General features: G+C 33.3%; 18 protein-coding genes. 8 read left to right on the top strand and 10 right to left on the bottom strand.

All coding sequences use genetic code 11. From position 1 onward, the window contains the following. Nucleotides 1–41 precede the first annotated feature (41 nt). On the bottom strand, nucleotides 42–1115 hold the full coding sequence (locus tag U0D62_RS15545; RefSeq protein ID WP_322288227.1) for a PA0069 family radical SAM protein: 1074 nt from the start codon (nucleotides 1113–1115) through the stop codon (nucleotides 42–44). A gap of 150 nt (nucleotides 1116–1265) precedes the next feature. Here U0D62_RS15545 and U0D62_RS15540 point away from each other — a divergent pair, with 150 nt between their 5' ends. Both U0D62_RS15540 and U0D62_RS15535 read left to right on the top strand, forming a co-directional pair. Next, on the top strand, nucleotides 1266–2249 hold the full coding sequence (locus U0D62_RS15540) for a toll/interleukin-1 receptor domain-containing protein (protein ID WP_322288226.1): 984 nt from the start codon (nucleotides 1266–1268) through the stop codon (nucleotides 2247–2249). A gap of 13 nt (nucleotides 2250–2262) precedes the next feature. After that, on the top strand, nucleotides 2263–3333 hold the full coding sequence (locus tag U0D62_RS15535; RefSeq protein WP_322288225.1) for an isoaspartyl peptidase/L-asparaginase family protein: 1071 nt from the start codon (nucleotides 2263–2265) through the stop codon (nucleotides 3331–3333). A gap of 108 nt (nucleotides 3334–3441) precedes the next feature. Here U0D62_RS15535 and U0D62_RS15530 read toward each other — a convergent pair whose 3' ends face one another. Beyond that, nucleotides 3442–3636: a hypothetical protein gene (locus U0D62_RS15530; protein WP_322288224.1), complete on the bottom strand. Its 195-nt coding sequence runs from the start codon at nucleotides 3634–3636 to the stop codon at nucleotides 3442–3444. Nucleotides 3637–3948: 312 nt separating this feature from the next. On the opposite strand from U0D62_RS15530, the gene U0D62_RS15525 reads away from it, so the two are divergent. From U0D62_RS15525 to U0D62_RS15515, 3 genes are read left to right on the top strand one after another with little or no spacing between them, the layout of a single operon-like run. Next, nucleotides 3949–9480, top strand: coding sequence for an alpha-2-macroglobulin family protein (locus U0D62_RS15525; RefSeq protein ID WP_322288223.1), 5532 nt, complete (start codon nucleotides 3949–3951; stop codon nucleotides 9478–9480). Between the two features lie 44 nt (nucleotides 9481–9524). After that, a complete protein-coding gene (locus U0D62_RS15520) occupies nucleotides 9525–9818 on the top strand; it encodes an antibiotic biosynthesis monooxygenase family protein (protein ID WP_322288222.1) in 294 nt (97 codons plus the stop codon). A 44-nt stretch (nucleotides 9819–9862) separates the two neighbouring features. Next, nucleotides 9863–10753: a M28 family metallopeptidase gene (locus U0D62_RS15515; protein WP_322288221.1), complete on the top strand. Its 891-nt coding sequence runs from the start codon at nucleotides 9863–9865 to the stop codon at nucleotides 10751–10753. Between the two features lie 46 nt (nucleotides 10754–10799). On the opposite strand, the gene U0D62_RS15510 is transcribed toward U0D62_RS15515, so the two are convergent. Next, a complete protein-coding gene (locus tag U0D62_RS15510; RefSeq protein WP_322288220.1) occupies nucleotides 10800–11525 on the bottom strand; it encodes a phytanoyl-CoA dioxygenase family protein in 726 nt (241 codons plus the stop codon). Nucleotides 11526–11671: 146 nt separating this feature from the next. On the opposite strand from U0D62_RS15510, the gene U0D62_RS15505 reads away from it, so the two are divergent. Then, nucleotides 11672–14314, top strand: coding sequence for a T9SS type A sorting domain-containing protein (locus tag U0D62_RS15505; protein WP_322288219.1), 2643 nt, complete (start codon nucleotides 11672–11674; stop codon nucleotides 14312–14314). A gap of 74 nt (nucleotides 14315–14388) precedes the next feature. On the opposite strand, the gene U0D62_RS15500 is transcribed toward U0D62_RS15505, so the two are convergent. After that, nucleotides 14389–14928, bottom strand: a complete 540-nt coding sequence (locus tag U0D62_RS15500; RefSeq protein WP_322288218.1) for a superoxide dismutase family protein — start codon at nucleotides 14926–14928, stop codon at nucleotides 14389–14391. A 251-nt stretch (nucleotides 14929–15179) separates the two neighbouring features. Between U0D62_RS15500 and pbpC the strand changes: the two genes are divergently transcribed. Both pbpC and U0D62_RS15490 read left to right on the top strand, forming a co-directional pair. Continuing rightward, nucleotides 15180–17528, top strand: coding sequence for a penicillin-binding protein 1C (pbpC, locus tag U0D62_RS15495; protein WP_322288217.1), 2349 nt, complete (start codon nucleotides 15180–15182; stop codon nucleotides 17526–17528). Nucleotides 17529–17552: 24 nt separating this feature from the next. Then, on the top strand, nucleotides 17553–18977 hold the full coding sequence (locus tag U0D62_RS15490) for an aldehyde dehydrogenase family protein (RefSeq protein ID WP_322288216.1): 1425 nt from the start codon (nucleotides 17553–17555) through the stop codon (nucleotides 18975–18977). A gap of 15 nt (nucleotides 18978–18992) precedes the next feature. Here the strand turns inward: U0D62_RS15490 and U0D62_RS15485 are convergent, their stop codons facing one another. The 6 genes from U0D62_RS15485 to U0D62_RS15460 all read right to left on the bottom strand — a co-directional run bounded on the left by U0D62_RS15485 (nucleotide 18993) and on the right by U0D62_RS15460 (nucleotide 23861). Continuing rightward, nucleotides 18993–19520, bottom strand: coding sequence for a YciI family protein (locus tag U0D62_RS15485; RefSeq protein WP_322288215.1), 528 nt, complete (start codon nucleotides 19518–19520; stop codon nucleotides 18993–18995). Nucleotides 19521–19601: 81 nt separating this feature from the next. Next, the gene (locus U0D62_RS15480) at nucleotides 19602–20501 is read right to left on the bottom strand and encodes a transporter (protein WP_322288214.1); all 900 of its coding nucleotides are present in this window, start codon (nucleotides 20499–20501) and stop codon (nucleotides 19602–19604) included. 134 nt (nucleotides 20502–20635) lie between these two features. Further along, nucleotides 20636–21100 carry a CYTH domain-containing protein gene (locus tag U0D62_RS15475; protein WP_322288213.1) on the bottom strand — a complete coding sequence of 155 codons (465 nt, stop codon included), beginning with the start codon at nucleotides 21098–21100 and terminating at the stop codon, nucleotides 20636–20638. 45 nt (nucleotides 21101–21145) lie between these two features. Further along, nucleotides 21146–21991, bottom strand: a complete 846-nt coding sequence (locus U0D62_RS15470) for a DUF2911 domain-containing protein (RefSeq protein WP_322288212.1) — start codon at nucleotides 21989–21991, stop codon at nucleotides 21146–21148. A gap of 9 nt (nucleotides 21992–22000) precedes the next feature. Further along, the gene (locus U0D62_RS15465; RefSeq protein WP_322288211.1) at nucleotides 22001–23131 is read right to left on the bottom strand and encodes a helix-turn-helix domain-containing protein; all 1131 of its coding nucleotides are present in this window, start codon (nucleotides 23129–23131) and stop codon (nucleotides 22001–22003) included. A gap of 31 nt (nucleotides 23132–23162) precedes the next feature. Continuing rightward, the gene (locus tag U0D62_RS15460; RefSeq protein ID WP_322288210.1) at nucleotides 23163–23861 is read right to left on the bottom strand and encodes a hypothetical protein; all 699 of its coding nucleotides are present in this window, start codon (nucleotides 23859–23861) and stop codon (nucleotides 23163–23165) included. Nucleotides 23862–23915: the final 54 nt, after the last annotated feature.

Genomic DNA, 23915 nt, shown 5'->3' with positions numbered 1-23915 from the left:
TTTAAAACGCTGTTGACAATTCAAAAATAACCAAAAAACCTTCAAAACAAGCGCAATTGCCCATCTTTATAGGATTCATGAAGATTACAGTTTAGTTCTATTTTCTTTCTTTCAGGAAAATACTTTTTTCTGGCCAGTGCAAAAAGTTGATGAATCTGTTCTGCTAGATTGCCTGATCCCGACATTCTTCTTCCAAAATGATTGTCATTAAGCTTTCCTTCATGACATTCTTTGATTTGATGTAAAATTTTATCTTTTCGATCTGGTAATGTATGTTCAAGCCATTTAGTGAAAATTTGACCAATAGCACCATTTAATCTTACAACAGTATATCCGATACTATGAGCTCCGCGTTTTGCTACTTCTTTAGAAAGAGATAATATTTCGTGACTATTTATCGAAGGTATAATAGGAGCCATCATAACTCCAACAGGAATTCCAGCTTGATTTAGTTTTTCAACGGTTTCTAATCGCTTTTTAATGCTTGCTGTTCTTGGTTCTAATATTCTGCGTGTTTCTTCTTGCAAAGAAGTAATAGATAAAAATACAGCAACTAGATTATCTTTAGATAATTTGGTCAAAATATCTAGATCTCTTTGGATTAGTGCATTTTTTGTGATGATTCCTACAGGATGTTTATACTTTAGAAAAACTTGTAATAGCTGCCTGGTTATTTTTAGTTTTTTTTCAATTGGCTGATAACAATCTGTATTGCCAGAAAGCGATATAGGGTGTGCTTTCCAATTTTTACTTTTAAGCTTTTTTTCTAATAGTTCAGGGGCATTTTTCTTTACAAGAATCTTGCTTTCAAAATCTAACCCAGCTCCATATCCCCAGTATTCGTGAGAATTTCGTGCATAACAATATACACACCCATGTTCACAACCCTGGTAAGGATTTAAAGAGAACATCATTCCCACATCCGGACTAGTTACCTTATTCACAACAGTTTTAGGAAAAGTTTCAATATATGTAGTTTGATTTTGATGAGAATCTTCTCCTTGTGCGTGACAATAGTTTAAAAAGTCATTTCTAGTTTCATAATGATTTTCAAAGAATTTATTATGAATTTTCCCTTGAGCTCCTCGCCCTTTTATATGTTTTTTTGGTTCCAAAAGTATCGGTTTTTTACGGTTTAAAAGTAAAACTTTTGTTGGAATAATTCCTAATAAAATAGGAATATTTCCAAATAAAGAAAGTAATTTTGTAATAGCAATGATTTTACAAAAAAAAGAGTCGGTTTTTACGTTAAAAAATAGTCAGTGATGAAGAATAATAGTTATGAATATGACGTTGCACTTTCTTTTGCAGGAGAGAATAGGGCATACGTGGAGGAGGTGGCAAATAGTTTAAAAGAAAAAGGAATAAAAGTATTCTATGATTTGTTTGAAGAAGCAAATTTATGGGGGAAAAATCTATATGATTACTTATCAGAGATTTACCAAAACAGAGCACAGTATACGGTCTTATTTATTTCGGATTTTTATAATAAAAAATTATGGACAAATCATGAGAGAGTATCCATGCAGGCAAGAGCTTTTCAAGAGAGTAGAGAGTATATTTTACCTGCAAGATTTGACGATACTGAAATTCCGGGTATTCTTAAAACTATCGGCTACATTAGTCTTAAAGATAGATCTCCTGAAGAACTTGCAGAGTTGATTGAAAAAAAATTAAAGAAAGATCAAACCTTTCTAAGAAATAAATGGTCAAAGCTCTCGACAATGATAAGCCCCAAACCATTTATTTTTACTATCAAAATAGTTGATCAAAAAGAGAAGGCTATAAAACATGCCAAAGTAGTGCTAGTAGCTAATAACTCAACATATCTAGAAGGGTTTTCTGATGAAAATGGGCTGGCACATTTTATTATCCGTTCAAGAAAACAGTATACTGTTCTGATAGCGCACTCAGAATATCCAGCAGTGCTATTTCGACATATAAACCCTAAAGAAGATATAAAGGTCATTGTTGAAAAAACAAATGGTTCAGGATCTATAATTCTTAATAAATCGGGTTCAATTCCAGAAATAAATGGTAAGATAGAGCCTGTTTTTAAATCGGATAATGAAATGTATTTATATGCTGATAATATCGCTATTAATCAGGGAAAAGGTCAACCATATGATTTCGAGCTTAATAAATCAATTTCTTTAGAAGATAATGAGGGAAAAGTTATACATTTAACCTTCAGATTTTTCCAGGGAAGAATCGCACTAGTTGACTATAGTAAACACAAATCATCTTAAATTAAGACAAAACATGAAGAAGCTAATCATTTTTTTAGGGTTTATTTTATTCCTTGCCTGCAAGGAACAACCCAAAGAAACTGCCGAAGTATCAACCTCTGAGGTTGAAAAAGAAGAAGTTCAAAAAACTGCCAACACCTTTGGGATTGTAATTCATGGAGGAGCAGGAACTATTCTAAAAAAGAACATGACTCCGGAAAAAGAAGCAGCTTATAAAGCAAAACTTGAAGAAGCGATTAAGGTAGGGCATACTATTCTTAAAAATGGAGGAACCAGCTTAGAAGCTGTAGAAAAGACGATTAATATTTTAGAAAATTCACCTTTGTTTAATGCTGGTAAAGGAGCAGTTTTTACCAGTGCCGGAACGAATGAATTGGATGCTTCTATTATGGATGGAAGTACACTTAACGCAGGAGCGGTAGCAGGAGTTACAACTGTTAAAAACCCAATAAATCTAGCAAAAGAAGTAATGCTTAATTCGCCTCATGTATTACTGTCGGGAAATGGTGCTGAACAATTTGCCAAAGAAAGAAATCTTGAACTGGTGGATCCTTCATATTTCTTTACAGAAAATAGAATGAAAGCCTTAGAGCGAGTAAAAAAGAAAGAAGCAGAAAAAGAGGCAAATAAAACCACTGCATTTTATGACCCTATTATTAAAGATTCGAAATTTGGAACAGTAGGTTGTGCAGCGTTAGACAAAAATGGAAACCTGGCAGCAGGAACTTCTACCGGCGGAATGACCAATAAAAAATGGAATCGAATAGGGGATTCTCCAATTATTGGAGCAGGAACATATGCTAATAATGCTACTTGTGCAGTTTCTAGTACAGGTTGGGGAGAGTATTTTATTAGAGGTATGGTAGCTCATGATATTTCTGCACAAATGGAATATAAAGGAGCATCTCTTAAAGATGCAGCTAAGGATGTAATCCAAAATAAACTTACAGACTTAGGAGGCACAGGAGGTATTGTTGCTATTGACAATCAGGGAAATGTGACTATGGAGTTTAATACTGCAGGAATGTATAGAGCTACAATGAATGCCCAAGGAGAATTAACGGTTGGAATTTATAAAGAATAGTTAAGTAGCATCTATCGATATAATATCTGACTAGATCAAAAAAAGGAGATAACGGAAATTGCAAATAATTTCTGTTATCTCCTTTTTATACGGTTTAACTATTCAATATTAAGGCCAAGGATAAGGGCAGGTAATAGTGTCATAACAACAATTTAATTGGTAAGACCAGCAACATCGTTTAAGAGGATTCCATTCAAATCCTTTATCTTCTCGACAACCTCCGGGAGTTTCAGATCCCCCATTAATTTGTCTTTGTTGTGCTTTAGGTAGGATTTTGCCTAAGCAAGAAATTTCTTTTAACATAATTTTAGGTTTTAAGATGTGGTTACTATGATGATTTATAGACATTCATAGGTTATGTCTTATCTATTATAAAGATAATATGAATATAAGTATTTTAAGTGCAAAAACCCTGTTTTCAGGGGATTGTAGTTTTGAAAATCATTTTATTTTTATCAAATAAGAAGTTGTGTTATCTTATTTATTATGATAACAACTCTGTTTTTAAACTAAATTCTAGATAGATTAATATTTTCTTAAATTTTAATTAATTAGAATTATCCATTACACACTAAAAATGTCTTATTTTTATAAAGTCAACTAAAATCAATCCATATGCGATTATCACGAATATTCTATTCGTTACTTTTTGTAACACTTATCTTCTCATGTAAAAAAAAGGATGTCCAATCTATTGCCGAATCAAATGCTTCAGAACTAAATAAGTATAACGATTATATCTCTGATGTCTCTTCTGGAGTAATATCTGTAATGGATAACGTATATGTTGTTTTGCAAACACCGGTTGCCGAATGGGATGATAATCAAGAGTTATCAAAAGACCTTCTTGAGGTTTCTCCAAAAGTAAGAGGTAAAGTAATTGCTGTGAATAATCGCACAATTTCGTTTCAACCAGAGGATGGTTTTAAAGAAGATACAGCGTATTCATTTACTTTAAATCTCGAAGATCTGGTAGAAGAATTAGCAGAAGGATTGGATGAAGATTTTGTTTTTAGTGTAAAAACGCTAAAACAACAATTTTCGGTAATTACAGACAATCTACAATCATATAGTAAAGATTGGCAATATATTGATGGGACATTGACGTCAAGTGATCAAATGAAATTTGATGTTGCTAAACAATTGATTACAGCAACTCAGAAAGATAAAAACATATCAGTAAACTTTAGTGAATCTGCAGAGAACAGTAGACAGTTTAGTTTTAGAATAGATAGTATTCAGCGTTTTGAAGATGATTCAGAAATTACAGTTAAATGGTCTGGTAAACCTTTTGACATAAGTACAGAAGGAGAAGATATTCTTTCTATTCCTGGTAAAAATAATTTTAAAGTAATTAGTGTAGCAGTTGCAAATGTTGACAATCAATATGTAGAGATTAATTTTACAGATCCACTTAAGAAAAATCAAAATTTTGACGGCCTTGTTACCATTACTGGAGCAAGAAATATTAGATATACTGTGGATGGAAATGTTCTAAAAGCATATCCTAAAAAGGAACTAAAGGGAACATTAAATGTAACAGTTTTTGAAGGAATACGTAGTACGGATAATTATAAGTTAAAAAGTACATACACAGAAAATGTATCTTTTCAGCAACCAAAACCCGAAATACGATTACTACAAAGTGGTGTGATTTTACCAACATCTGATAATTTAAAATTTAATTTTGAAGCAATTAATCTTCGTGCTGTAGAAGTACAGGTAATCAAAGTATTCGAGAATAACATTCTTCAATTTCTTCAGCGTAATGACTTAAATGGTTCTGGTGATTTAAGAAGTGTGGCAAGACCTGTAGCTAAAAAACTGATTAATCTTCAAGAAAATGCATCTTTAAACCTCAGTAAATGGAATGCTTTTGCAATTGATCTAAAAGAACTAATAACGCCAGATCCTGGTGCGATATATCGTATAGAACTAAATTTTAAAAAAACATATTCGCTTTATAAATGTGAAGGAGAAACAGCAGATCTTAAACCTATCGAAGAACTGGCAGAAAATTATGATGAAGAAGCTTCAGAATCCAGTTTTTGGGATAATGCACAATATTATAACGACTACTATTACGATTATGATTGGAACGAGAGAGATAATCCTTGTAGCAATTCTTATTATAATGATCGAAAAATAACTGCCAACGTTCTAGCTTCAAACTTAGGTGTTGTTGTAAAAAAAGGACTGAACCATTCTTATACCATATCAGTCAATGATATTATAACAACCAATCCAGTGTCAAATGCCAGAGTTACCTTTTACAACTATCAGCAGCAAGAAATAGGAGTCGCCACAACAGATGCAGAAGGATTGACCGGTTTTGATAGTGATGGTCCTGCATTTTTTGCAATCGCCAGTTCAGGAAGACAACAAACTTATGTAAAACTCAATGATGGTAATGCTTTATCAGTAAGTAAATTTGATGTATCCGGTGTTCGTTTACAAAAAGGAATAAAAGGGTTTATCTATGGCGAACGTGGAGTTTGGAGACCAGGAGATACACTATTTCTTTCGTTTATGCTAAACGATAATGCAAATAAACTTCCAGTTGGACATCCGGTAAAATTTGAATTAAGAGACCCTTACGGAAAAGTAACCTATCAGGAAACTAAAACCAAAGGCGTTAATAATTTCTACAAGTTTATAGTGAATACTTCTGATGAAGCGCCAACGGGTAATTGGCAAGCAAAGGTACTTGTAGGAGGAGCAAGCTTTGCCAAGACATTAAAAATAGAAACAATCAAACCAAACCGTTTAAAAATCAAGACTACATTTGATGATGAAGTATTAGGTGCAAATAAAAAAATTAATGGTAATCTTGAAGTATTATGGCTACATGGTGCAATTGCCAAAAATCTACAGACAGATATCAATGTTAGGTTTACGCCACAGAAAACTAGTTTTAAAACTTTTCCTGGATATTCATTTGATGATCCTTCAAGAAAATTTAGGACCGAAGAACAAGAAGTGTTTCAAGGTAAAATTTCTGAAGAAGGAAAAGCAAGTTTTAACTTAACACCTACGCTTAATAATAAAGCGGCAGGAATGCTTAGAGCTTCCTTTATTACCAAAGTATATGAAAACGGCGGTGATTTTAGTACTGACGTGATCTCAAAAGATTTTTCACCGTATAATACTTATATAGGATTAAATACTCCAAAAGGTGATAAAGCTCGTGGAATGCTATTAACAGATACTAAACATAAGTTTGAGGTAGTTTCTGTTGATGAAAACGGAAATCCAAAAGCTGTTAAAGATTTAATAGTGTCCATTTACAAAGTAAAATGGAGATGGTGGTGGGATACATCAGAAGATAACTTATCGTCATATAATCAAAGTTCGTATAGAGAACGGGTTTTTAATACAAAGGTGAGTACAGATAATAATGGAAAAGCCAATTTTAATTTTGAATTAAAATATCCAGAATGGGGAAGGTATCTTGTTCGAGTAGTAGATCCTAATGGGGGTCATGCTACCGGAAAAACCATATATATTGATTGGCCGGGTTGGGCAGGAAAATCAAGAAAAAATGATCCTTCTGCAGCAACAATGCTTTTATTTTCTACAGATAAAAAAACGTATAATGTAGGAGAAAAAGCAATTGTTACTTTTCCTTCTAGTGAAGGAGGAAGAGCGTTAGTAACAGTCGAAAACGGGACCGAAGTATTGTCATCGCAATGGGTAATTCCTCAAAAAGGAGAAACTAAATTCGAATTACCTATAGAAGAACTATATACGCCTAATGTATATATCAATATCACCTTATTGCAACCGCATAGCTCGACAGCCAATGATTTACCAATAAGATTGTATGGGGTGGTGCCTATATCTGTAGAAGATCCGCAGACCAAAGTACAACCCAAACTCAATATGCCAGATGTGCTTAGACCAGAAGAGACGATAACTCTTAAAGTAGGAGAAAGTAGCGGCAAAGCTATGACGTATTCTATAGCAATCGTAGATGAGGGATTATTAGATTTAACCCGATATAAAACACCAAATCCCTGGAATAGTTTCTATGCCAGAGAAGCGCTAGGAGTAAAAACCTGGGACATATACGATGATGTCATAGGTGCATATGGAGGAAATATCAATCAGATATTTAGTATTGGAGGAGATGCTGAAGCAGGTGGAAGTAAATCCAAAAAAGCAAATCGTTTTAAACCAATGGTGGTTTATAAAGGACCTTTTGAACTTAAAAAAGGAGAAACCAGATCACACGAGATCAGAATCCCGAAATATGTAGGATCTGTTAGAACTATGATTGTTGCTTCAGATGCAGAAAATGCTGCTTACGGAAGTGTGGATAAAACTACACCAGTGCGTAAACCTTTGATGGTACTAACTTCTATACCACGTAAAATAACTCCTGGTGAAAAAGTAACAATTCCTGTTACTGTATTTGCCATGGAGAATAAGGTGAAGAATGTAAAAGTGACATTAAAGCCGAATAAAGGGTTTACCGTGATTGGAGAAGCAAGTAAGAATTTATCTTTTTCTCAACCTGATGAAAAAATGGCCTATTTTGATATAGAAGTAATAGAAGGAGCCTCAATTACAGATATAGAAGTAGTAGCCACCGGAAATGGAGAGAAAGCTTCTTACAAGGTGCCTATAGATATTGTAAACCCTAACCCGATGACTACCGAGGTGACATCTATAATCCTGGAACCAAATAGTCAACAAGAAATTAATTTTGCATCCTTTGGAGTAGATGGAAGCAACAGTGCAACCATAGAGCTTTCCTCACTGCCACCAATGAACTTTGAAAGTAGACTGCAATATTTGATTCGTTATCCGCATGGATGTATTGAACAGACAACTTCGGCAGCATTCCCACAGTTGTTCCTGGATGAAATATTTAATTTATCTTCTGATAAAAAACAAAAAATTCAATACAATGTCGAAGCTGCAATCAATAAGATGAAGCGTTTTATTCAGCCCAATGGAGGCATGTCTTATTGGCCTGGATATAGTAATCCTAATGATTGGGGAACCACATACGCAGGACACTTCTTATTAGAAGCTAATAAAAGAGGATATGTATTACCTATTGGATTTAAGAGTAATTGGATTAATTATCAACAACAACAGGCTAAACGATGGAGAAGTGGTAATAATGATCTTGCACAGGCATATCGATTATATACGTTAGCATTTGCAGGCAGCCCTGATTTATCTTCTATGAATAGACTTCGAGAAACATCAAGATTATCGAATGATGCGAAACTTAGATTAGCAGCAGCTTATGGATTAATAGGGCAGAAAAGTGCGGCGGATAAGTTGCTGAATTCAGCAAGTATAAACTTTGAATCATCCAAAAAGTATTACCATTATACCTATGGTTCTCTAAATCGTAATAGAGCGATGGCACTAGAAACATTAGTGTTATTAGATCAAAAAGCCGAAGCACAAAAAATAGCTGTAGAAATGGCAAAAGAACTTTCTTCCAAAAAATGGATGAGTACACAAACTACATCTTATGCGTTAATGGCTATGGCAAAATACGCCACCTATGTTGGAGGTAAAGGAATTCAAGTGAATTATACTCTTAATGGTAAATCAAACAATGCCAATACAGATAAAACTTTAGAAAGCTCAGGAGAATTAGCTATTTCTAAAAACAATAGTTTACTCCTCAAAAACAATAAAGATAATACCATATTTGTTCAATTAGCAACCAGTGGAATCCTTCCTGTAGGGCAAGAAAAAGTAATTCAAAGTAATTTTAGAGCAATCGTAGATTATAAAACCAGAGAAGGAAGAATATTGGATGTAAATCAACTTACGCAAGGAACTGATTTTGTAGCCGAAGTAACAATTACCAATACAACGGATTCCAAAGTAAAGGATATTGCTTTATCAGAAATTTTTCCATCAGGTTGGGAGGTAGTTAATACACGATTTACTGATTTTGGATCGTTCAAAGCTAATAAAGTAACACATACCGATATTAGAGATGATCGTGTAAACTTCTATTTCGATTTAAAACCTGGAGAAAGTAAAACAGTGACAATTTTGCTTAATGCTTCTTATTTGGGTAAATATTATTTACCAGGAATCCAGTGTGAAGCTATGTATGACAATGATTACCTTGTAAGAACACAAGGAAAATGGGTTGAAGTGATAAAGTAACCTTGAGGATTACACTAAAACAAGTGGTCATTTAAAAAATAAAAATGATTTTAGAACAAGCTGTTTTAAACATAAAACCTGGAGAATCAATTGCTTTTGAACAAGCATTTAAAAAAGCCCAGAAGATTATTTCATCCAGGCAAGGGTATATACGACATGATGTATTAAAATGTATCGAGGAGGATGATAAATATCTGCTTATTGTTGAGTGGGAAACTATTGAAGATCATGAAATTGGTTTTAGAAAATCAAAAGAATACCAGGAATGGAAAAAACTATTACATCATTTTTATGATCCTTTTCCATTGGTTCAACATTATGAATCTGTTTTAAAATAAAAATAGTAGTTAATAACGTTATTAGTAGATTAAAAATTAAATATATGAACAAAGGGTTACTGATTATTCTATTGATAGGCTTCTCTACCACAATTATATTTGCTCAGGATAGTGTTATAATAGAGCAAAAAGAAATACTATCAGTTTTAACAGGAAATTCAAAGGTAAGTGATAATTATACCCTTAAGAGTAGGTATACCAAAGAGGAAAGAAAAACAGTGAAATCCTACCTTAGTAAAATGATAAAAAACCTCTCTCTGGAGGTTGAAGAACATTCCTATAATTTTAAAAACCCTTATCCTAATAAATCTCCAAAATATTTTGAAGGAAGCAATATTTATACAATAATTAAAGCAACTACATCTAGCGATGAGTACGTTATTTTAGGGGCGCATTTTGATTCTGTACAAGACTGTCCGGGAGCAAATGATAATGCTACGGGAGTTGCTTTGGTTTATAGTGTAGCTAAAAAATTAGCCGTGTTAAAAAAGAGGAATAAAAACGTTCTAATTATCTTTTTTGATCAAGAAGAATGGGGATTGATAGGTAGTAGAGCTTTTTCAGAGTATATAAAGAATAAGAATTTAAACGTACATTCTGTACACACTATAGATCAAATGGGTTGGGATGAAGATGGAGATCGGGCTATAGAGTTAGAATTACCAACCACAGCACTTAAAAATTTATATGCTAAAGAGGCAAAAAAAATGAATATTCCGGTTTATACAACCGAGGTAAACTCTACGGATCATCAGGCATTTAGAGAAAGAGGTTTTAAAGCAGTAGGGATTACAGAGGAGTATGAGAATCATGATACTACCCCATTTTATCATTCGACTGGAGATATCTATCAAACTGTAAATTTTGAATATCTAACTTCAACTACAAATCTGGTATTTACTGTTCTGAAAAATTTGATTACTAAGATTGATTAAGTTCATTTGGATAAATTTAAAGACAACGTAAGTTTAAGAAAAACCATTAAGCATCCTTATTTCTTACTTTTCTTGTACCTGTGTGATCAATACCTTGTTTTCTCTCTAACTCAATCATTTCTTTTGGCCGAAAATTTAAGATTAAAGCTCTTCTTTGAGATGAGGTAGTATTTCCTTTACTAAAATGAAGTGTGAATCCATCATGAAAAGTACATCCTCCAGCTTGAATTGGAATGCATTGAGCTTCACTGGTATCAGTTTTGCAATGAAGAGCACCTCCTTTAGAATATAAACTATGAGGTTTGATTATTTTTTCTTTTCTATGGATAAACCACATGCATCCATTATTTTCATAAACATCATCTAGAGCTATCCAACAACTTACCGATCTTTTATCAGGCATTTTAATCCAATAGGCAGCATCTTGATGCCAGGGAGTAGGAGTGTCAGTATATGGAGCTTTATTGATAAGCATATCAAAGTCTAATGCCATATCATCACCTAGCATCTTTTTAGCGTGATTTAAGGCAAATTTGTAAGCAATACTTTCTAATAATTTTGGTTCAATCATGCTAGGACGCATAATTTGAGTTATTTTCTCAACAGTGTCTTGTGTTTTGCTTTGACCGCTTAAGTCACTTCTTAATCCTTCAGTACGTTGTTCGTCATTTAGAAGTTCATCGTATAAAACTCTAATTTTCTCAACTTCTGAAAATGGTATTAAAGCATCCAGTTTAATAAAACCATTTTTTAGAAACTCCTTTTTCATCATTACGGGGTGTTTATAGAAAAATTATTACCAGGAATAAATGGTTTCAAACGATAAATAGGTAAACCTAGGACAGTGTAAAATATAAAATTTTCACAATAATTGTTTATCTGGGGGGTTATAATGTAGTTAACCATCAAATAAATAACATGAAAAAAACCTACCTCATCGTCATTTGTGTCGCATTTGTAGTGATGCAATGGTCGTGTAAAACCGAAGAAGATAAAACTATAGAATTCCCCCTAACACAAAATCTTCAGAAAGAAAAAAAAGAAGATAACCCAGACAAAAATGCAATATGGACAGCTGAGCAAGCAGCACGTCATCAAAAGATACTTTCTAAATTATCAAACGTTTCCAAATCTTTTCAGAAAAGTAATTTTAATAATACATATGCTAATGGAGAATTGGTAGGTACCTGGACAAATAGAGGTCCTAAAAATATGCCGGGAGCATTTAAGTTTGCCGAGATGCTCGATGGAACTGACATTATCTATGGAGTAACACATAATCATTATGTGGGGGAGTATAATTCCAAATCCTATATTTTTAGAGGAACAATTTATAACCCCAACACAGGAACAGGTGGTGATGATTTTGTTTTATTAACTGCTAACTGGCCTAATCGATATCAAAACTTATTTGCTTTTAAGGTTAATGGCACAACAAGGTTAATAGCTCACGTAGAAAATGGTCCATTATATTATTCTGATGATGAAGGTAACTCCTGGACACGTTCTAATGGTCTGCCATCCTCAAATACCAGTTCAGCAATTAATAGGCAAGACAATCATACTATTTATGTGACTAACAATAGTGCCGTATATGTATCTACTGATTTCGGAATAAATTTTTCTTTATTAAAAGATTTTGGAGCTTCAGCAAGTTCTTTTGTCTATACTCCTAGATATAATAATCAACCTCAATCTAATCAGGTATATTTAGCAAGAAGTGGATCTTTTTATGTTCTTAATAGTGCAAAAACCGATTTTGATTTTAGAGGTTCTTATACTTCCAATCACGGGAGTAGAGCTTATAGCATAGGAGGTGATTCCAGAAAACTTTATGTAACAGAGGATAAAAATTATTGGGTTTCGTCTGATGGAGGAACTAACTGGGTAGAAAAATTTCCAAAAGGGAATTGGTATGGAGATAGAACAGGAAAAATGTCATCAGGAATGTTCTTGGCTGTTCATCCTGAAAATACAGATATTATGGTAGCTGGTTATGCACAACCCGTAATATCTTTGGATGGTTTAGATAATACTTTATCTGATGCTACAGGTTGGGGAAGATATCAAAACGGCACAAATTTATCAGCACAGGATTATTATAATCGTATTCGATTTAATTATCATCCAGACTTTCAATCTTCTCATTTCTTTTATAATAGTAATGGAGATCTCTTTTCTGCACGTTGTTCTGATGGAGGAATATTTATTTCGTATAAAGAGTGGTCTGATTTTCCTGCGGCAGGCGTTGGTTACGATAATTCTGGATATGCCAATGCACATTTTATTAATCTCAATGTGCTTAACACTATTAATCCACTGATTTATAGAGAAAATGTGTTTACAGGGATTAATAACCCTAATCATATTAATTATAGTACTCAGGATCAAGGAAGCGAGAGTATTATCCCTGGAACAAGTGGTGATGTACTTGATTTTTATCAAAGCATTGGAGGTGATGGCCCTCCTTTGGATAGTTATGATGGAGAGAATGTATGGAAATGGGCGAGACAAGGAGATAAAGTGTATGCACCGGTAAAAATGTATACTAATAGTGGCGGGTTTAGATCTGTTGGTCAGATGAACGGACAATTTAATTCAAGTCCTACAGTTGATTTTACCAGGAATACAGATATGGGCTGGGTGCAAACATACATTGATCATAATGAACCTGATAAAAGGATATGGGTATTGGCTAAAAATCTGGATAGAGCAACCTGGAATGGTGCAACTATGCAAGGACATACTATAAATAAAGGAACCAATCAAGTAGCAGCGATAGCACAGGCTTGGACAAATCCAGATAAAATTTTTATGCTTCAGGATGGAAAAATCTTTATCTCTAATGATAGAGGAACCAATTTTGGTTCGGCAATCAATACACCTTTTACCAAAACCCCTGGCGGTTGGGGTCGAGGTGATATAGGAAGCGGAGTAGTTTTACCTAATAATGATAACTGGATATTATTTTGCGGTCCTAGTAATAATAACGTCGGATCGATATTATCCAAGGATGGAGGAAATTCTTGGGTAGATGTAACAGGTGATTTTCCTGCTGATAACGATGCGCAAACAGGAGGGATGATCGTAACTCCGGATAATAAATTTGTTTTTGCAGGAACAGATATCGGTCCTTATGTTTTTGATGTATCCCAGGAAAAATGGTACTCTATAGCAGAAGGTATTGGATTTTTTAATGCAATGGATGTAGATTATATATCTTCGACTAATACAGTTCGTTTTGGTTCGTGGGGATCTGGGATCTTAGATTTTAAGATAGAAGAAACTTTAGGAGTAAATGATAATCTTATAACAGAAAACTTTAGCATTTATCCCAACCCTGCAAAAGAATTTGTTACTGTAACATCCAGCTTGAATAACCTATCAGATCTGGTAGTTGGTATTTTTACAATAAAAGGGGAAAAAGTGTATTCTAAGCATCATGCAATGAACCCAGATAAATCGTTGCGATTAGATGTGACTAATTTATCTGCAGGTTTATATATGATTCAATTCAGAAATAAAAAACAAACAATAACAAAAAAAATAGTCATAAGATAATTCTTGATTTATTATAATATTATAAAAACTAAAGGCTTGTCAATATATAGAATTATTGACAAGCCCTTTTTTGATTAATCTTTTGCTATTTCGCCACATCCTATTCTTGCACCGGCAGCACCAGAAGGTTGAGAAGAGAAATCATCAGGTCCAGCATGAACAATTATGGCTTTCCCAACAATGTTTTTTGTCTCATCATCACAGCCAATACACCATAAATTGGTTTCCCGACTAATAGATCCGTTACCATTACTATTAACAACAATATTCCCAATGTCACCAATATGAAAAGGGGCGGTTCCCCAAGCACCGTGAGATACATTGGTAGGATTCCAATGACCACCAGCCGAGGTACCGTCAGCTGCACTACAATCTCCTATCTCATGAATATGAATTGCATGATTCCCTTCTGAGATGTTACTAATAGTCGCAGTCATAGATACCACTCCATTAGTCTCAGTAAAAATAACAGTTCCAGAAAGTCCGCTATCATTCTTTTCAGATAATTGTACAGTGGCTCTTACAGTATTTGGAGCATCATCATCATTATTACAAGAAGTTTGAATGACAAGAAAAAAGGAAATAAAAACTAAAATACGTACTTGTTTTTTCATAATAAATAGGTTTTAAGATATTAAAAAAGGTTTGATAAAAAAGTTACAAATTCCCCATTTTTAAAACTAGTTTTTTTGTAATATTTAACCTTAATTTCTTTAACATTTCAATGAGGTAAACAGATGTTGATTAATCTTTATGAGAAAGAATTATTTTGGAACCTACTTTTTTTAGTTCATTATCTTTTAATTGCCAAGTATCATTTCTTATAGCTACATTTGATTTGCAACAACAATTTTAAATAATACTATTGAAAAAAGGACTAGCATATATAATTGATCGCCCTAAGCGATTTATCGTTTTAGGGATTTTACTTGTATGGTATTATTTTTCTTTACCAAAACCACTATTTAGTGACCCTACAGCAACCGTGATAGAAACACATAAAGGAGAGTTGTTAGGAGCTAAAATTGCTACAGACGGTCAATGGCGGTTCCCGGTAACAGATAGTGTTCCAGATAAATTCAAGCATTGTATTGTAGCTTTTGAAGATCAGCAATTTTATCGCCATGTTGGATTTAATCCAATAGCAATGATTGAAGCTATCAGTGATAACATTAAGGCAGGCAGAGTAGTTCGAGGCGGAAGTACAATTACACAACAAGTTATCAGGTTATCTAGAAAAGGTAAAAAGAGGACTTATTTTGAGAAGCTTAAAGAATTAATCTTGGCGACAAGACTAGAAGCAGGGTTTTCAAAAGAAGAAATCCTGAAATTATATGCATCCTATGCTCCTTTTGGAGGTAATGTGGTTGGTATTGATATGGCGGCATGGCGGTATTTTGGATTACCACCGCATCAATTATCCTGGGCAGAAAATGCAACGCTAGCCGTGTTGCCTAATGCTCCTGCACTTATATATCCAGGTAAAAATCAAATACGATTAAAAGAAAAAAGAGATCGATTGCTTAAAACATTATTAGAGCAAAAAACTATAGATACTTTAACTTATGAATTGTCTATTGAAGAAACGTTACCGCAAAGACCTTTTCTTTTGCCTCAATCAGCACCGCATTTACTGGATAAGCTGGCAAAAGATTATAGTGGGAAAAGAATACAAACCACCATTGATTTAATACTTCAAAAACAAGTTAATCAAGTGGTAAAGCAACATTATGAAGTGCTGCGACAAAATGAAGTACATAATATGGCAGTCATGATAATGGATGTTCATACTAGGAAGGTGGTGAGTTATGTAGGGAATACTCCAACAGATAAAAACCATCAGAAAGATGTAGATATTATTCAAGCACCTAGAAGTACTGGTAGTACATTAAAACCATTGCTGTATGCAGCTATGATGGATAAAGGAGAGTTATTGCCTGAGCAATTAGTGTCTGATATCCCCACAGAAATTGCAGGATATAATCCTAAAAATTTTGATGAAAGTTATAGTGGAGCAGTACCTGCCAATAGAGCATTAGCGAGATCGTTAAACGTTCCTGCAGTAAGGTTATTGCAGCAATATGGTTTGCAAAGGTTTAGAGATGAGATTAATGTTTTTGATATCAAAGATATACGGTATAGCGCGGATCATTATGGGTTATCGCTAATCGTGGGTGGAGCAGAAGGAAATCTCTGGGATTTGTGCAAAACTTACGCGGGTTTTGCAGGAACGCTGAATCATTATCAAAGTACGACAAGTGAATATTTTACCAATGAATTTAACGAGCCAATTGTATTGGCAAATCAAGAAGTGAATTTTGGAAGAAAAACATCCCAAAAACCAACATATGGTGCTGGTAGTATATGGCTCACTTTTGAGGCCATGAAAAAAGTAAATCGCCCTGAAGGAGATGAAGCGTGGGAGTTTTACGATTCTTCAAAAGAAATTGCCTGGAAAACAGGAACCAGTTTTGGTAATAGAGATGCCTGGGCGATCGGAACCAGTCGAGATTATACAGTTGGGGTATGGATCGGAAATGCAGATGGAGAAGGACGTCCTGAACTCACTGGATTAAATTCAGCAGCGCCAGTATTGTTTGATGTATTTAATTTGTTACCCTATTCAAAATGGTTTGCGGCTCCTTTTGATGATTTGGTAGAAGTAAACGTATGCACTAAAAGTGGATTTTTGGCCAGTAAGGATTGCCCTCAAAAGCAGGTATATATTTCTGTTTCAGGAACCAAAACTAAACCGTGTCCGTATCATCAACTCATTCATCTCGATACCACAAGAAAGTACCGTGTAAACTCCTCTTGCGTACCTGTAGCTGACATAATACATGAATCTTGGTTTGTATTATCGCCATTACAAGCATATTTTTTTAAAACGAATAATGCAGACTATAAATCTTTGCCACCATATAGATCTGATTGTAGTAAAGAAATACAACAAAGAATGGATTTTGTTTTTCCCAAAGATAACAGTAGTGTCTATTTACCCAAGGGGTTTGATGGTGAAACCAATGAACTTATACTTAAAGTTGCACATACCAATTCGGATATTAGAATATTTTGGTATTTAGATAACCAATATATTGGTACAACAAGACAATTTCATGAAATGCCGATTTTGCCAAAACCAGGAGAACATATTATCACTATTTTAGATGAAAAGGGAAATGAATTAAAACGAAGAATTGAGGTAAAAAAATGATTTTACTTCTTAAAAATATTTGATATGATTAATGTAGAGTGCGACGAACAATCCATCTCTGAAATAAAAGAAATATATGCTTTGCAACAATCCTATTATAAACAAATAGGGAAGACCAAAGCTTCAGAGCGAATTAAGAAACTTAAGAAGTTTGAACAAACGATCTTAAAATACAGAAAAGAACTTCAAGATGCAATGCTGAAAGATTATAGAAAACCTGCCGCAGAAGTTGATCTTACAGAAATTTACCCCGTATTGACAGAGATCAGGTTTGCCATAAAACACTTAAAAAAGTGGATGACTCCAAAATCAGTAGCACATCCTATAACTATGACAGGTACATCTTCATGGATTCATTATGAGCCTAAAGGAATGTGCCTTATCATTGCGCCCTGGAATTACCCTATGCAACTGTTATTTGCACCTTTGATTTCAGCTATTTCTGCAGGTAATTCTGTAATTCTTAAACCTTCAGAATTTACTTCTAATACTGTAATGGTGATGAGGCAAATTATAGAAGAATCTTTTGAAGCAAAAGAGATTGCCATTGTAGAAGGAGGAGTGGAGGTTTCAACTACGTTATTGAATCTTAAGTTTGATCACATCTTTTTTACAGGAGCTCCAGAAATAGGGAAAATTGTTATGACCGCTGCAGCCAAAAATTTATCAAGTGTAACCTTAGAACTAGGAGGTAAATCACCAACTATTATTGATGAAACAGCAAATATAAAGGCAATAGTATCAAGAATAGCTTGGGCTAAATTTACTAATGCAGGACAGATATGTATTGCCCCGGATTATATATTGATTCATAAAAGTAAAAAAGAAGAGTTCATACAAAGTCTTTCAGATCAAATTAAAAAACACTATGGAGAAGATGCCATAGAATCTCCAGATTATCTTAGAATTATTAATACAAAACATTTTTTACGATTAAAAGGATATCTTGAAAACGCTATACAGTCTGGTGGAAAAATAATGTATGGAGGTAAGTTAAATGAATCCGAAAATTATATTGAACCAACATTAGTTACAGAACTTTCGTTAGATTCTGATTTGATGCAACATGAAGTTTTTGGACCGATACTTCCAATTGTTACATATGAAAAGAAAGAGGAGGTTATAGAATTAATTAATTCTAAAGAAAAACCTTTGGCTTTGTATATATACAGCCGTAATAACAAAAACATTAAGTATTTTGTGAATAATACAAGTGCAGGAGGCTCTTGCATCAATATGTCTTCCGTTCATATCGGAAACCCTAATCTTCCATTTGGAGGTGTTAACAACAGTGGAATTGGAAAATCAAGAGGGCATTATGGGTTTATAGAATTCACTAACGAACGATCTATGTTTAGACAGAGAATACCTAGTGCGATTCAATTAATGACTCCTCCTTACTCAAAATTTAAACAAAAACTAATTGATTTAACCTTGAAATATTTTTAGAATAAGATGTTTGTTTTACCTCAGAGGAAATCCTTTTGCTGCCCACCAGGGATGCACTTCTATGATGAGACGTCCAGCTTTAACCATTGGATCTAGATTTGCCAGGCTATCTGCCATTTTAAAAGTTGGAGTATTATAGATAGTGATTCCTCGTATATCTCCGTCATCTCCAAAAGGCCCTGAAATATCTGCATATCCTGCTTTATACATTTTGCCTAAGTGAGCTAAATGTGCTTTTTGTAAACTATCTGTAACCTCCTTAGAATGAGATCGATTAGGTCCACTTTTTAAGAAAGCGATAAAATACTGTTGCATTATTATAGTATCACCCGTCTCTTGATCTATATAATCAAAAATTTCAAAACCATTCTTTACTAACTTTTCTTTAATATCCTTAGCAGAAGGTTTTACAGATTCAGCCATTTCTTTTTCAGTTTTAACTTCTTTTATTATTTCCTTGTTTTCTTGTTGACAAGAAAAGGATATCATTATAAAAAAAAGAAGTAATACCTTGATTATGAATAAACGATTAAAAGGTTTCATAATATTTTATTTAAAAAATCACCATCAAATATAATTCATTTGATGGTGATATTAATACCAGGGTTGGTGGTTGGACTATCTTTAACGAACTGTATATACTAGTCCAAGAGAAAAGGAAGATTCTTTATTATAATTCTGGCCATCCATATTGATAGCGTATCCAGAAGAAACACCTAATGTTTTTTTATAAAGAGGAACATAGAGATCAAAATATACGTTGGCAAAATCGACTTCGGTTTCAGGTAGTGCGGCTGCACCACCTGCATCTACAAAAGCTTGAGAGCCAATATCAAAACCGCTTAAAGAGTTTTGAACACCTATTTTAGCGTGAGCATAGAACCAGTTATTGTAATAACCGAGTTTTGCGCTATATACAAATGCATCTGGAACATCAAAGTCAGAATTGTTTTTTAAGCTATACATCGCTTGAAGCTCAACAAACAAATTAGAAGAAGTAGTAAATTGTACAAATCCACAACCATCTACTACAGTAGCTCCGCTACCTAAAGATAAGATACCAGCTTCTTCATATCCTCCTACAGGAACCGTAACTCCGGTAGCTCCTCCAATTGCAATTTTTGAAGCGTTCTTAAAACTTTTTTCGAGAATCTTGGCTTTAAAAAAAACGTTTAAATCCTGAATTCCATCAACCTGACTTACTCCTTGTACAGGGTCTAAAGCTCCTGTCTCATTTTCTATTGATATATAAGGCATATTTGCTGAAGCAGATAGCCAATCTAAAATACCATATTCGCCATAAATACTATAAATAGATGAAGAAATCTCTCCCATATTGGCAGGATTACCAGGTGTAAGAATTTCTCCTCTATAAAAATTGTCATAACTTTTTGAAGAGTATGACGAGGCAACCGTAAGTTCGTTCTTTTTAGGAAAAAATCCGTTAACAACGGTTTGTGCAGATATCGCTGAAATGGATAATAAACATAAAATCCACAGTATTCTTTTTGGGGTGATTAGCATAGATATTATTTTATGATTAGCACTGTTAAATTACGAATTATTCACGTTTTTAACTAAAATTAACGTTAATAATGTGTTAAATATGCTAAATAATTAAATTATATCTAAAATTTTACGGTCTAACTGTTATAGCGTTAAGGGATACGAGTATCTTTGCTTAGTTGTGAATTATAATACCTGGGATCGCCAGTAACTTCTTTATCCAACCAAGTGGGTTTTAAGAATTTTTCATCCTCACTTGATAACTCAATTTCGGCAAGAACAAGTCCTTTATGTCTTCCTAAAAACTCATCTATTTCTATAATATGTTTACCAGATGACACCTCATGTCGTACTTTCTCTATGATTCCTTCTTCGCATAATTTGATAAGAGCTTTAGCTTCTTCTAAACTGATTTCTTTCTCCCATTCAAATCGTGATGTCCCAGATTCATTGCTTTTTCCTTTAATGGTCAAAAACCCTTTTTTACCTTTAATTCTTATGCGTACTGCACGTTCTGGATGAGAATTTAAATATCCCTGTGTGATGTTAGTACTTTTGTGTACCTCTGTTTTATAAGAATCATCAGATACCAGGAATTTACGCTCTATTTCGATCATGAGTTATGGTTAGCTTACATTTTAGTATATCGTCAAAAGTATGTTTTATTTGGATAATTTTTTTATCAGCTTTTGATTTAACCTAATAAAATCTTTGTTGTTTGATTTTTGAGATAGTTTCAATGACTTTTGGGCGGCTACAATAGCTTCTTCATTTCTGTTGAGATCTCTAAGAATAATAGCTTCTCTATACACTTGAAAAAACCTGGGGCTATCTCCTTTAGTTACTTTTTGTATATATTCCAAAGCTTTGTTTAAATCTAATTTTGCTTCGTGAAGATAGACTGCAGATCTAAAATAATCATTGTCACTTGGACCAGATAATGTATGCTCAATATTTTGAAGAACTTTGTCTGTGTTATTAATAATTACAGGAATAGAAACTTGTGTAGTATCCCAAGTGAATAATAGATTGGTGCTGTTCATTGAAAGCCCATCAAAAGAAATTGTAAAAGACTCTAATTTTTCTGTAACCTTTAAACTATTAACAGCTATTGTAATCACTGGTTCTTTTGTTACATAGGTATTCCAATTGCTGGATTCATAATTATAAAAATTGATTTTCCATTGAGAATTATCAGGTATTGTAAGAATAGAATAACTTCCTTTTTTGAGAGGTTTATTGGCAATGGTTACATCTTCCTGAAATATGATTTTTGTTGCGGCGTTAGCACCAGTTCTCCAGAATTTTTTGAACGGTAATATTCCTTCTTCTCCAAATAATGCTCTACCTCTTAAACTGGGTCTTGAGTATTCTATTTGAATATCAGAGAGTCCAATAGTTTGAATAATTTTTGCGTTCGGACTTAAAGCAGGAGTTCTTAATTGTGCATTTATAGGGTTGATGAAACTAAGAATATATAGTAATAGGATAAATATGATTTTTAACATTGTTGCGAATTATAAATTGTTTTGATTGTTTTTAATATGAGCATTTGTAAAATATGCTCTAGGTGTAGTACCCATAAGATTTTTGAAAGATTTATTAAAAGTGGTTTTAGAATTGAACCCCGCTTCTTGAGCAAGTCCAAAGAAAGTCATATTCTTTGCTTTTTCTGATGCAGCTAATTCTATGAATTCTTTAATACGATAATAGTTAATGTATTCAAAGAAGTTCATACCAATTCTTTCATTTAATAAACGGGCAATTTCTGGGTTACTTACTCCTATCATTTCTGCTAACTCAGACTTAAGTAGTTTTTGATTGAGATACGGTTTTTTTTCTTCCATTAATTCGTCTAATCTTGTTTTTAGCAAGGTAAGATCATCATTAGATAATTTTGATTGTGTGTATTTTTTTGCTTTTATAATAGAAGTAATTTTAAACAATTGTGGCTCTTTCATTCCATAAAAAGTAATGAATAGAATAATAAGAGCAATACTTATCCATATGACTTGCCAGCTTACTTTGCTAAGACCTGTGAATCCAAACATCCAATAAACAAACATGGTAGACCAACAGATTAAACAGATTCCAACTGCAATTAGGAAATTCATGAAAAATTGAGATTTTATGTGGTAGCTCAATTCATTTTGAAGATTTTTCCTGAACTTTAAAAAGATCTTTAGACTCACAATCCAATAGGAAATATTAAATAGTAATCCAACCGCGATAAAAACCAGTGTGATCTTGAATTGTTCTCCGCTTTCACTCCTTGCATGTAATACTGAATCAGAAGGCACTATCAAGATAAAAACCACTAGAGTGTTATATATCAAAGCTGGTATATAATGCACCAATTCACGATATGAGAATGGCTTATTTGATAAACTGGATCGAGTAAATAAATAAATCGTTGAACCAAATAATAACGTAGCGAATTCAGAAAAAATAACCCATCGATAATTATCACCAAAAAAGCCCGAAATATACAATACACGCCCTGTTAACCCAATAGCTAGAACAAATACTAAAAAAGCCACATATCCATTGATTGTTTTCCTTTTTTTAGGAGAAAAAATATAAATAAACAGTAAAAATAGACTTTGAAAATATCCGAAATAAACTAATTGATTTAGGAATGATTGCATATCTATGGGATCTGTTTTTTGGTTTAATATACTAGTTTAAGATAAATTGGTTGACGTGCAATACACCTTTATGATTCATTGCTAGGTTTTCTTTGTAAAAAGTATCAAAATCCTCTTTACTGTCCCATTGGGTAATAACCAGTAAATCGGGATTGTGATAATACCCTATTGGTGATTTTCCGTTAGAGAGTTGTAGAATGTTTTTTCCTCCTTTTGATTTTGACTTTTGTAACCAAAGTTCTGTGAATTTTTTAAAAGAGGTAGCATCTTTTTTCCAATAAGATGTAGCCACATTGTATTTATTTTTATCGATTTTAAAAGAAATGTCTTTTTGTATTTCGTAGTAGGTTAAATTAAACAAAGACCAGATATTTCTGCGTTGTAAATGAAAATCTGGGACTACTCCTTCAATTTCTGCAATGAATTGTTCTCGATTCTTTAAGTCATTCCATTTACCAAGTATAAAAGAGGAAGGTTGAATATTTCCTTGTGTGGTTTCCTTAATATTGAATCCAGGTAATGGTTTATACGTTTTTTTGAAAGCAATCGGAAATGCAGTTTTTCTATATTTTTCATAATCTTTTTCAGTTCCTGATTTTGTAGTTAACAAAAGAATATCCAAAATTTCTCCTTTCTTAAAGTTAAAGGATTTTATATTGGATTGCGCAAAAAGACCTGTCGTCAATACACTGGTAAAAAATAATAAAATAAGGGTTTTTAATAGCTTCATAATTTTTTGTTTTTGAATAATAAATATGTTCAGACAAATGTAGAAGGCATTAAA

It is taken from the genome of Aquimarina callyspongiae (assembly GCF_034322225.1).
Classification (GTDB): domain Bacteria; phylum Bacteroidota; class Bacteroidia; order Flavobacteriales; family Flavobacteriaceae; genus Aquimarina.
Note: the sequence above shows the minus strand (reverse complement) of the source record. Positions and strands in the feature narration are given on the sequence as shown.

Bases quoted from the DNA above. Each gene is read 5' to 3' on its own strand.
- U0D62_RS15480 (WP_322288214.1), bottom strand. From the start codon at position 20,501: ATGCTAATCACCCCAAAAAGAATACTGTGGATTTTATGTTTATTATCC.
- U0D62_RS15510 (WP_322288220.1), bottom strand. From the start codon at position 11,525: ATGATGAAAAAGGAGTTTCTAAAAAATGGTTTTATTAAACTGGATGCT.
- U0D62_RS15540 (WP_322288226.1), top strand. From the start codon at position 1,266: ATGAAGAATAATAGTTATGAATATGACGTTGCACTTTCTTTTGCAGGA.
- U0D62_RS15490 (WP_322288216.1), top strand. From the start codon at position 17,553: ATGATTAATGTAGAGTGCGACGAACAATCCATCTCTGAAATAAAAGAA.
- U0D62_RS15460 (WP_322288210.1), bottom strand. From the start codon at position 23,861: ATGAAGCTATTAAAAACCCTTATTTTATTATTTTTTACCAGTGTATTG.
- U0D62_RS15470 (WP_322288212.1), bottom strand. From the start codon at position 21,991: ATGTTAAAAATCATATTTATCCTATTACTATATATTCTTAGTTTCATC.
- U0D62_RS15485 (WP_322288215.1), bottom strand. From the start codon at position 19,520: ATGAAACCTTTTAATCGTTTATTCATAATCAAGGTATTACTTCTTTTT.
- U0D62_RS15475 (WP_322288213.1), bottom strand. From the start codon at position 21,100: ATGATCGAAATAGAGCGTAAATTCCTGGTATCTGATGATTCTTATAAA.
- U0D62_RS15535 (WP_322288225.1), top strand. From the start codon at position 2,263: ATGAAGAAGCTAATCATTTTTTTAGGGTTTATTTTATTCCTTGCCTGC.
- U0D62_RS15530 (WP_322288224.1), bottom strand. From the start codon at position 3,636: ATGTTAAAAGAAATTTCTTGCTTAGGCAAAATCCTACCTAAAGCACAA.
- U0D62_RS15515 (WP_322288221.1), top strand. From the start codon at position 9,863: ATGAACAAAGGGTTACTGATTATTCTATTGATAGGCTTCTCTACCACA.
- U0D62_RS15525 (WP_322288223.1), top strand. From the start codon at position 3,949: ATGCGATTATCACGAATATTCTATTCGTTACTTTTTGTAACACTTATC.
- U0D62_RS15500 (WP_322288218.1), bottom strand. From the start codon at position 14,928: ATGAAAAAACAAGTACGTATTTTAGTTTTTATTTCCTTTTTTCTTGTC.
- U0D62_RS15465 (WP_322288211.1), bottom strand. From the start codon at position 23,131: ATGCAATCATTCCTAAATCAATTAGTTTATTTCGGATATTTTCAAAGT.
- U0D62_RS15520 (WP_322288222.1), top strand. From the start codon at position 9,525: ATGATTTTAGAACAAGCTGTTTTAAACATAAAACCTGGAGAATCAATT.
- U0D62_RS15505 (WP_322288219.1), top strand. From the start codon at position 11,672: ATGAAAAAAACCTACCTCATCGTCATTTGTGTCGCATTTGTAGTGATG.